At 53.7% G+C, this 9,624-nt stretch carries 8 protein-coding genes; 3 read left to right on the top strand and 5 right to left on the bottom strand.

All coding sequences use genetic code 11. The annotated features are described in order from the left end of the window. Nucleotides 1–664: 664 nt before the first annotated feature. From ltrA to HNR64_RS16115, 4 genes are all read right to left on the bottom strand, one after another. A complete protein-coding gene (gene ltrA, locus HNR64_RS16130; protein ID WP_204997435.1) occupies nt 665–2,320 on the bottom strand; it encodes a group II intron reverse transcriptase/maturase in 1,656 nt (551 codons plus the stop codon). Between the two features lie 1,205 nt (nt 2,321–3,525). Beyond that, on the bottom strand, nt 3,526–5,172 hold the full coding sequence (gene groL / locus HNR64_RS16125) for a chaperonin GroEL (protein ID WP_204997438.1): 1,647 nt from the start codon (nt 5,170–5,172) through the stop codon (nt 3,526–3,528). A 46-nt stretch (nt 5,173–5,218) separates the two neighbouring features. Beyond that, on the bottom strand, nt 5,219–5,509 hold the full coding sequence (locus HNR64_RS16120; protein ID WP_027874494.1) for a co-chaperone GroES: 291 nt from the start codon (nt 5,507–5,509) through the stop codon (nt 5,219–5,221). A 213-nt stretch (nt 5,510–5,722) separates the two neighbouring features. Next, nucleotides 5,723–6,193, bottom strand: a complete 471-nt coding sequence (locus tag HNR64_RS16115; protein ID WP_204997434.1) for an FxsA family protein — start codon at nt 6,191–6,193, stop codon at nt 5,723–5,725. A 147-nt stretch (nt 6,194–6,340) separates the two neighbouring features. On the opposite strand from HNR64_RS16115, the gene HNR64_RS16110 reads away from it, so the two are divergent. Genes HNR64_RS16110 through HNR64_RS16100 form a run of 3 tightly spaced genes read left to right on the top strand, consistent with a single transcriptional unit; the run spans nt 6,341 to nt 8,347 of the window. Continuing rightward, a complete protein-coding gene (locus HNR64_RS16110) occupies nt 6,341–7,354 on the top strand; it encodes a phospholipase A (protein ID WP_204997433.1) in 1,014 nt (337 codons plus the stop codon). A gap of 32 nt (nt 7,355–7,386) precedes the next feature. Then, the gene (locus HNR64_RS16105) at nt 7,387–8,031 is read left to right on the top strand and encodes a carbonic anhydrase (protein WP_204997432.1); all 645 of its coding nucleotides are present in this window, start codon (nt 7,387–7,389) and stop codon (nt 8,029–8,031) included. Beyond that, complete coding sequence (locus HNR64_RS16100; protein ID WP_204997431.1) at nt 8,021–8,347, top strand: MGMT family protein; 327 nt, start codon at nt 8,021–8,023, stop codon at nt 8,345–8,347. Before HNR64_RS16105 ends, HNR64_RS16100 begins: the two co-directional genes overlap by 11 nt. Here HNR64_RS16100 and HNR64_RS16095 read toward each other — a convergent pair. Further along, the gene (locus HNR64_RS16095; protein ID WP_239547929.1) at nt 8,344–9,603 is read right to left on the bottom strand and encodes an AmpG family muropeptide MFS transporter; all 1,260 of its coding nucleotides are present in this window, start codon (nt 9,601–9,603) and stop codon (nt 8,344–8,346) included. The two genes, HNR64_RS16100 and HNR64_RS16095, sit on opposite strands and share 4 nt — an antisense overlap. Between the last annotated feature and the right edge of the window lie 21 nt (nt 9,604–9,624).

Genomic DNA, 9,624 nt, shown 5'->3' with positions numbered 1-9,624 from the left:
AGGCGGGAAGTCGGTTGCTGGTGGTTTTGGTCGATTACTATCAACCGATAACCCGCCTGTTTTTGCAACCTACCCACCTGAATTTACGAAGAACCAAAAAAAAGCCCCGCGGTGCGGGGCTCTCATTTTTATGGATGTGTGGGCTGTCGGGTAGCAAGGGCGCATTACTGCAACCCCCGCCCCCTAAGAACCGTACGTGCGAGTTTCCCCGCATACGGCTCAAGCCTTTACAAGCCCGCTAGTTGTCTAGCAAGCCGGCATAATGTGCATAAAGCTTCAGTCGTATTCAATTAAAGGTTGAGAGCGGATGCCAAGAATTAGTCTTGGTGTTAGCTTTGAATGATCCTGAATCCCAGATTCTGGATTCCGCCGCCAACTCTTGTGTCGGCCGACTCAGCACCCATAACAGTCAAACCCCAAATTGCAGTTCGAGGTAGGCCTCGCCCTTTGGGGGCAGAATCACTCCGCCTTATCCTCTGGGTAGAAGCACTTCCTACTAGCTCTCGACTTATTTTCCCCTTCTAGCCGACACCTAACTCTGCAAAGTCAGGCGAAATTTGGGGAAACTCAAAAGTTTGGTCAAAACATGACCCTCCATCTGATCACCCATAGGGAAATAAGCAATACTACATTTTGAATACTACCACATGCACAAACACCATATCTAGTTGCTACCGCTGTGCAACTGCCGATGACAATTGGGATGCAACAACACCAAATTCTCCAGTGAGTCACAACCGCCTTTGTGCCGCTCGATCACGTGATGGATATTCCACCCGCTTTCTTGCGTTATATACTGCTTGCACATTGGGCAGCGCTTCTCCTGTCGAAACCAGAGCATCAACACTTTCCCGTTCCCCCGCCCCGAGTCCCTCATCGCTCGCTCTAGGCGCTGCTCAAAGTAATACTCAAAGGCCGGATCATAAGGATTGGCTTCCGCTTTGATCTTGGTATGTCGCTTGATCGGAGTGTCGTTTGCGTAGAGCAGGCAAGCCCGCTGTCCGCTAGGAGCAACCCCGAAAAACACCCAGCTTCTGGTAGCCGCCGTCATAAAGTACTTGTCTTTAATCCAGCGTTTGCGCCGATTTAAATGCCGACGCTTACACCATTGCCAGAGCATCTTCCAAATGCGGTAATCGACATAATTGAATACCTCCTTAGCGACGATTGACCGGTGGTAGTTGGCCCAGCCCCGAATCATCGGGTTGAGCTTTTGTACTATCCACCAAGCCGGTGCCGTTTTGTTGGCGTTCAACACATCCCTCACACTGCGCAGAAATGTTTTCACGTTCTTGCGACTTGGCTTTATCAAGCACTTATCGCCGTACTTGCGTACATTCTGCCCGAGGAAGTCAAAACCCTCCGATATATGCGTGATTACGGTTTTCTCGTCTGACAGAGAAAGCCCCCGTTCCGCCATGAAGGCCGTAACGAGAGGCTTAACTTCGCCCTCCAGCAACTCTTTCGAGATACCGGTAATGACGAAATCATCCGCGTAACGCACATAGTTGACCTTGGTCTTGTAGCTGGCTTTTGTGTTCTTCTGCCCAAATTGAGCTTCCAACACAGACTCCAAACCATCTAGTGCCAAGTTGGCCAACACTGGCGAGATAATGCCACCTTGCGGTGTTCCCGCTGCTGTCGGATTGAATCGACCCGATTCCATAAAACCCGCCTTCAACCATTTGCGGAGTATCGTCCTGTCCATAGGGACATTGGCGATTAGCCACTCATGGTCGATATTGTCAAAACACCCTTTGATGTCCCCCTCCAGCACCCATGATGCTGAGCTTTTGCGGCTTAGATTGACAAAACACTGCTCAATCGCGTCCGCAGTTGCTCGCATTGGGCGAAAACCGTAGGAGTTTCGGTCTGCCGTTGTTTCCGACACAGGCTCCAAAGCCAGCAGATGAAGCGCTTGCATAGCCCTGTCAGTCATCGTCGGAATCCCCAAAGGGCGGCGCTTGCCGTTAGCCTTCGGGATATACACCCGGCGTAGCGGTTTGGGCTTGTAACCCTTTCGCGTCAGCCGGTGCACAGCATTCCACTTACCATCAGGTGTATCCCATTTTTCGCCATCAACACCGGGCGTATTCTTGCCCCGGTTTTCAGTGACCCGCTTAACAGCCAACGCTTTGGCTGCGAACGAGCGAACCAGCATCCGTTGTAAGGTTTTCACCTTACGCCATTGCTGATTCTTGGCTGCCTTTGCGATCCTGACCTGTAGTCCCCTCACCCTTCTATGACAGGTTTCCCAGTCAATTGAATGCCAACCTTCGGCAGGGTGGGAGGATGCAGGTGTTAATGGATTAACACGCATCTTGCTTTCCTCCAGATTGCACAACGTGCCACCTGGTGGAGTGGAGACCAGCCCCCACTGGGGAAGATAGTCTTCACCCCAGCAGGGACAGATTGTTCAGTTGATCGACAGGCACAGAGACCCATCGAATTTGGTATAGAGAACTTTACAAACAGTTACGCAAGTAAAGACCAGGCAGAAGTCTGCACCGTTTCCGGTCGGAGCAAAGTCCGAACTCCTATCCCTTTGATTACAAAAGGGCCTTCGCTTTTTCTGCCATCCTTTAACCGCACCCCCATCGGCGACCCTTGCGGGTTCACTTGCCTCAAATTTCGAGGCGGGCTTACGGTCTTACCGAGTTCCATTTCAGTGACAGAGGTGGTTTAGGTTCGACGTATTCGCCGGTAGCTGTATTGGTCAGCGTGCCCCCAGATGTAAAAAGGGCAACCAAGCTACACACCATTTTGGTTGAAGCCTATCAGTGACTTAGGCTCCGCGCGGTTGACGGCGTTTATCAGTCGTTCACGTATGTTAACCATGCCACCTAGCCTAGCACCTCACCCGCATGTCACTAGCAGGATCTGCTATCCCCCCTCGCGAGGGGATAGCACCGGCGAACCGGGGTTACATTGTCAGGAAGCTTCGCACCATACCCATTAAGGTATCGCACTATCCCTAGGCTACTGTTGGCTGCACAACAGGTCTGCTCCTCATGTGCCCATGAGTCAGACAATCACTGAAACAGCTTCAGTCGCTGTGTTGGTTTTGTCTCAATGAGACATGTACACCGCTTCTCAGGCGAGAAACTGTGGACGAGTTGAGGACTTCTCAATCAGAGATCGAGTAGTTAGTTGAGGATAAGCCACGCATAAGGTGCCGTCAGCTAGATATAAAGAAACCGTCGAGCTTCGCAGTATTGAACCTGCAAATCCCGTTGGTAGAGGTACACCGCGTAGAGTAATGAACTCATTGGGTGATGTTGTTGAGATTGGACAGACAATCCGTAGATCGCCGCGTGTATTTCGCTGTCCGGGAGACACGCTTATAAATACGTCGAAGTGCCCTTCGACGCTTGCACCGTACTAGGCCAAGATGCGGGAGTCAACACGAAGGTTGGCTCCCGAGCACTACATCATGGTTAGTGGTGCGTGATACTGCCCCAAATGAGGCAGTATCGTTACCTACCCCTTATCGGAGTAGGTCAACACAGCACGACTCTCGTCGCACTACATCATGCCGCCCATACCACCCATGCCGCCCATGCCGCCCATATCAGGCATCGCTGGCGCTTCATCTTTCGGTGCGTCGGCAATCATGCACTCAGTAGTGATGATCAAACCTGCCACCGAACCGGCCGCCTGCAGAGCAGTACGGGTCACTTTGGCTGGGTCGAGGATACCCATTTCCATCATGTCACCGTAGGTGCCGTTGCCAGCGTTGTAACCGAAGTTACCTTCGCCAGAGCGCACTTTGTCGAGTACTACAGAGGCTTCGTCACCCGCGTTAGTCACAATCTGACGCAGGGGAGCTTCCATCGCACGCAGCGCGGCGTTAATACCCGCCAGCTGGTCTTCATTGTCGCCTTCTACCGCAGCCAGGTTGCTGATTGCGCGAACCAGGGCAACACCACCGCCAGGTACAACGCCTTCTTCAACTGCCGCGCGTGTTGCATGCAGCGCATCTTCAACACGGGCTTTTTTCTCTTTCATTTCGATCTCAGTGGCTGCGCCCACTTTGATCACGGCAACACCGCCAGCCAGCTTGGCTACACGCTCTTGCAGCTTCTCACGATCGTAATCAGAGCTGGTGTTTTCGATCTGAGTGCGAATCTCGGCAACGCGTGCTTCGATATCGCCCGCTTGGCCGGCACCGTCAACGATCACGGTGTTTTCTTTGTCCATGGTTACGCGCTTAGCGGTACCCAGGTGCTCCAGAGTCGCTTGCTCCAGGTCGAGACCAACTTCTTCAGAGATCACAGTACCACCGGTCAGGATGGCGATGTCTTGCAGCATGGCCTTACGGCGGTCGCCGAAGCCAGGCGCTTTACACGCAGCCACTTTAACGATACCGCGCATAGTGTTAACAACCAGTGTTGCCAGAGCTTCGCCTTCAACATCTTCAGCAACAATCACCAGTGGACGGCTGGCCTTCGCAACGTTCTCCAGCAGCGGCAACAACTCGCGAATATTGGAGATTTTCTTGTCAACCAACAGGATGAAGGGGTTGTCATGCTCAACAGACATGTTGTCGGTGTTGTTCACGAAGTAAGGAGACAGGTAGCCGCGATCAAACTGCATACCTTCAACAACATCCAGCTCGTTTTCCAGGCCTTGACCTTCTTCTACAGTGATCACACCCTCTTTGCCGACTTTCTCCATCGCTTCAGCAATGATGGCGCCAACGTGGCTGTCGCTGTTGGCCGAGATGGTGCCAACCTGAGAGATGGCCTTGCTGTCCGCACAGGGGATAGACAGCTTTTTAACTTCTTCAACTGCTGACGCGATTGCCTTGTCGATGCCGCGCTTCAGGTCCATTGGGTTCATGCCAGCAGCGACCGCTTTCAGGCCTTCGTTAACAATGGCCTGGGCCAGTACGGTGGCAGTGGTGGTGCCGTCACCCGCGTCGTCAGAAGCTTTAGAAGCCACTTCTTTGACCATCTGGGCACCCATGTTCTCCAGCTTGTCTTCAAGCTCGATTTCTTTGGCAACAGAGACACCATCTTTTGTTACGGTTGGCGCACCAAATGATTTGTCCAAAACAACATTGCGGCCCTTGGGACCAAGCGTTACCTTAACAGCGTTTGCCAGGGTGTTAACGCCAGCCACCATGCGTTGGCGGGCTTCGTTACCAAATACTACGTCTTTAGCCATGATTGTCTTACCTTCCTACTAATTCGTTGATTCAATTGAGCGCTAGAAATTAGCCTTCGATAACACCGAAGATTTCAGACTCACCGAGAACAATCAGCTCTTCACCGTCGACTTTAACGGCGTTACCAGAGTACTGACCGAAGATCACACGATCGCCAACCTTGACACCAACAGGGCGCAACTCACCGTTTTCCAGCAATTTGCCCTCGCCTACAGCCAATACTTCGCCTTGATTAGGCTTCTCTTTGGCAGAACCGGGCAAAACGATACCGCCGGCGCTGGTCTGCTCCTCTTCGCTACGACGAACCACTACACGGTCGTATAAGGGACGAATTTTCATCTTGATCAATCTCCATTAAATCAATGAACAGATTTTTATTTGACCGGACATTCCGGCACCGCCAGGTAGTGATTACCTACTTGGCGACCTCCCTTTCACACGGATCGGGAATCATCAGGTTTCCCATCGCGCAGACTGGACATGCAGTCACCGTGGGCTGCTCAGGTAACTGGGGGCGAGAAAATGCTTTTCAAGGGCAAAGAGTGAAAATTTTTAGTCTTCTTTTCGGTATTCACCTTCGATGGTGATATGGCCAGGCTCGCGGCGCCCTTCCGCGCCCGAAGAATTGCCGCGCGGGCCGCCACTGGCGCTGAAACCACCGGCTTGCATCTGAATAACGCCGCGGCGCAGCATCTGGTCAATAACGGCGTTGCGCAAGGGGCGAATCAGGCAGACAAACCCCACCGCGTCAGTAATAAAGCCCGGTGTGAGCAGTAGTGCGCCGCCGATTGCCAACATCAGGCCCTCGAGTATCTCTCTGGCGGGCACCTCACCATGATCCAGGCGCTGGCGCGCACGCAATAACGTAGACACGCCCTGCTGGCGCAGCAATGTGGCGCCGATTAACGCGGTTAGCAATACACACGCGATCGTAGGCAGGGCACCGATCAGCCCCCCAACCTCGATAAGCAGCCACATTTCCAAGATGGGGGCGATGACAAAAATACTAAATAGGACTCTCATAGTTATGCTGACCTGATGAATCAAAAGTGGTGCCGTCTTTAGCCCCAAGGAAAGAAAAAAACCAAAGCGCCTAGTGCCCGCCTTGCTGACAACTTATTATGTCAGCAACGCCACTGCGACCTCTACCACCTTCGAGACCTCAGCCCTATGCACCTCGCTCGCGTCGCCTTATTACTGCTGCTAACACCATATATTTCAAAAAGTTACGCCGCACCGTCGAGTGCGCCAACACCAGCGATGGATATGGAAGAATGCCTATCGCTGGCCGCTCAGAGTGCCTCCGACGAGATCACGCTCGGCCAACTGCGCGAACAGTGCCAACAGCGCCTTCAAGGCCCCGATGCTGCCGAAGAGCATATTCGCAAACAAACCAAGGGCGTTGTCGAAGAGCGTGTTGCACTAGAGCGCTTCACCGATGACAACCCCTTTGTACTCACCCCCCACCGCGCCAATTACTTGCTTCCCCTGTCCTGGCGCGACGACACCGCAGACTACAGCTCGTCGCTGCCGATCAAAGAGGAAAATGTTGATAGCACTGAGGTCGAATTTCAGCTCAGTGTAAAAGTACACATCGCCAAGGGAATCCTCGGGGGCGGCATTCTCAGCGGCGCCTATACCAACCGCTCCTTCTGGCAGGCCTACAACAAGGAGTTTTCCGCACCGTTTCGCGAGACCAACCACGAGCCCGAGCTCATTCTCAGTTACAGCAACGACTGGCAATGGAAAGGGATTCGCAATGTGGGCAACCAGCTAATATTTAACCATCAGTCCAACGGCCGCGGCGAGCCGTTGTCACGCAGCTGGAATCGCATCATGCTCAATATGGTGTTTGAGCACGACCGCTTCGCCATGACCTTTAAGCCCTGGTACCGCATCCCCGAGGCCGCCGATGACGACGATAACCGCGACATCGAATTTTATCTCGGCCACTTTGAGTGGATGGGCTTCTATCAATGGAAAGACCGCACACTCAGCGTGATGCTGCGCAACAACTTGCGCAGCGACAACCGTGGTGCAGTGGAAATCGGCTGGAGCTTTCCGATTAGTTCCAAGATCAAAGCTTATGTAAAATACTTTAATGGTTATGGCGAAAGCCTGATCGAATACAATAACTCGCTGCAGAGCGTCGGTTTTGGCGTGCTGATCAGCGATTGGCTGTAACACTCGACAGAAAACACATATAAAGGTAGATAATGATCAATGCTCAGGAAGCGCTTGCGCGTTTAAAAGAAGGCAATACCCGCTTTGTTGAAAAGCTGGCTGAAAACAAAGACTACATATCAAATAAAAAACCCGAGTTGGTTGAGGAGCAAAGCCCCTTCGCCATCATTTTGGGTTGCTCCGATGCGCGGGTTCCCGCTGAGATGGTGTTTGACCAAACGCTGGGCGATCTGTTTGTTATTCGCGTAGCCGGCAATGTTGTAGCCCCGTCGGGCATCGGCAGTGTTGAATTTGCCGCCCTCAACTTTGGCACGCCATTGGTTGTGGTGCTGGGTCACTCGCGCTGTGGCGCTGTCAAAGCCACGGTAGACGCACTGAGTGGCAACTCCAAAATCCCCACCTCCGCCCTACACTCCATTGTTAAGCGCGTGCGCCCAGCCGTGGAAACCCTGCTAGTCACCGAGTTAAAAGACAACCCAGAGGAACTGGTTAAGCAGGCGGTACGTGCCAATGTACGGACCTCGGTAGAGCACCTTTGCAGCGGTTCATCCACATTGGAACAGCTGATTAGCGAAGGGAAGCTAATGGTCGTGGGCGCGGAGTACTCGCTGGAAACCGGAAAGGTCGACTTCTTCTACGAAGACTACTGGGAGCGTATTCGCAACCTTGACGAATAAGCCTTCCGACCAAGCTCGGCGTCAGCTACTGCTGGCGCTGAGTCAGATTCCTCCTGGCCGCTTATGCAGCTACGGCGAGCTCGCCCGCCAAGCAGGGCTGCCCGGCCGGGCCCGCTGGGTTGGGCGCCAGCTCAGCCAACTTCCCGATCAGAACACCCTGCCTTGGCACCGCGTTATCAATGCACAAGGCAAAATCAGTTTCCCACACAATTCCGAGGCTTATCGTCGACAGCTCTCACGACTAATTGATGAAGGCAGTGCCTCACCCGACGGCAAAATCGCGTGGCAGCGATGCCGGTGGCCTGATCAGAATTAACGCTCTGCCGACCACGGCGCGACCTTAATCAGCATCAACATACCGGGGATCGCCAAGCCGGCACAGAGCAAATAGAAGTTCGTCCAACCGACCACTTCAACAATAGCGCCGGTGGTGGCATTCGCAAAGGTGCGCGGCAGCGCTGCTAGCGCAGTGAACAAAGCAAACTGCGTGGCCGCATAGGCCGGTGTTGTTGCCCGGGCAATAAAGGCGGTAAAGGCAGCGGTGCCTAAACCCACACCCAGGTATTCAAAAATAATCACTAAGGTTAATACCAGGCGATTCGGCCCGATTTCAGCCAATGCCGCAAAGCCAAAGATGCTCAGCAGTTGCACCACACCAAATAGCCAAAGCGCGCGATTGATGCCCAGCCGAATCATTATCACGCCGCCCACCAAACCGCCAATAATCGCGGCCGTCAGCGAGGCCGTTTTAGCGATCGTGCCAATTTCCGTGAGGCTAAAACCGATATCCAAGTAAAAAGGCGACGACAGCGCGGTGGCCATATTGTCACCGAGCTTGTATAGAAACAGGAAGGTCAGCAGCCACACGGCACTGCCCAGCCCGTTGCGCTGCACAAACTCCTTAAATGGCTCGACCACTGCCGCGCGCAGGGTAAGGGGCGCCGCGCTGTCCTCACCGGCCTCGCTTACCCAGAAGGTCATCGCAACACCGATGAGCATGAAGCCGGCCATCACCATGAACACCGTGCTCCAGGGGAAGTAGTCCCCCATGATCACCCCGAGAGAACCCGGCACCAAACCGGCCAAGCGGTAGGCCTGCACATGTATCGCGTTGCCCAGCCCCAGCTCCTCGTCCTTCAGAAGCTCACGGCGATACGCGTCCAGCACAACATCCTGGCTGGCGCTAAAAAAAGCGACCCCCGCCGCCACGTAGGCAACCAACCCGACAGACATCGTCGGGTCAATAAAACCCAGTGCCGCCATGGACAGCATGAGAGCGATCTGCGTGATCAACATCCACCCGCGCCGGCGGCCCAAAAACGGCGGCACATAGCGGTCCATCAACGGTGCCCATACAAACTTCCAGTTATACGGGAAGCCCACCAGGGCAAATAAGCCGATCTCGGTTAGCCCCACTCCCTCGCTGCGCAGCCACGCTGGCACCAGTTGAATGAGGAAATACAACGGCAACCCCGAGGCCAACCCAGTAAGCACGCAGATAAACATCTGCTGTGTAAAAATGGCTCGATACCATGGCAGGTCGGTGACGTCCGGTGACGGCTGGGGCTGCATTATTGCCTATCCTTAATTGGG

Source organism: Spongiibacter marinus, assembly GCF_016906995.1.
GTDB lineage: Bacteria > Pseudomonadota > Gammaproteobacteria > Pseudomonadales > Spongiibacteraceae > Spongiibacter > Spongiibacter marinus.
Note: the sequence above shows the minus strand (reverse complement) of the source record. Positions and strands in the feature narration are given on the sequence as shown.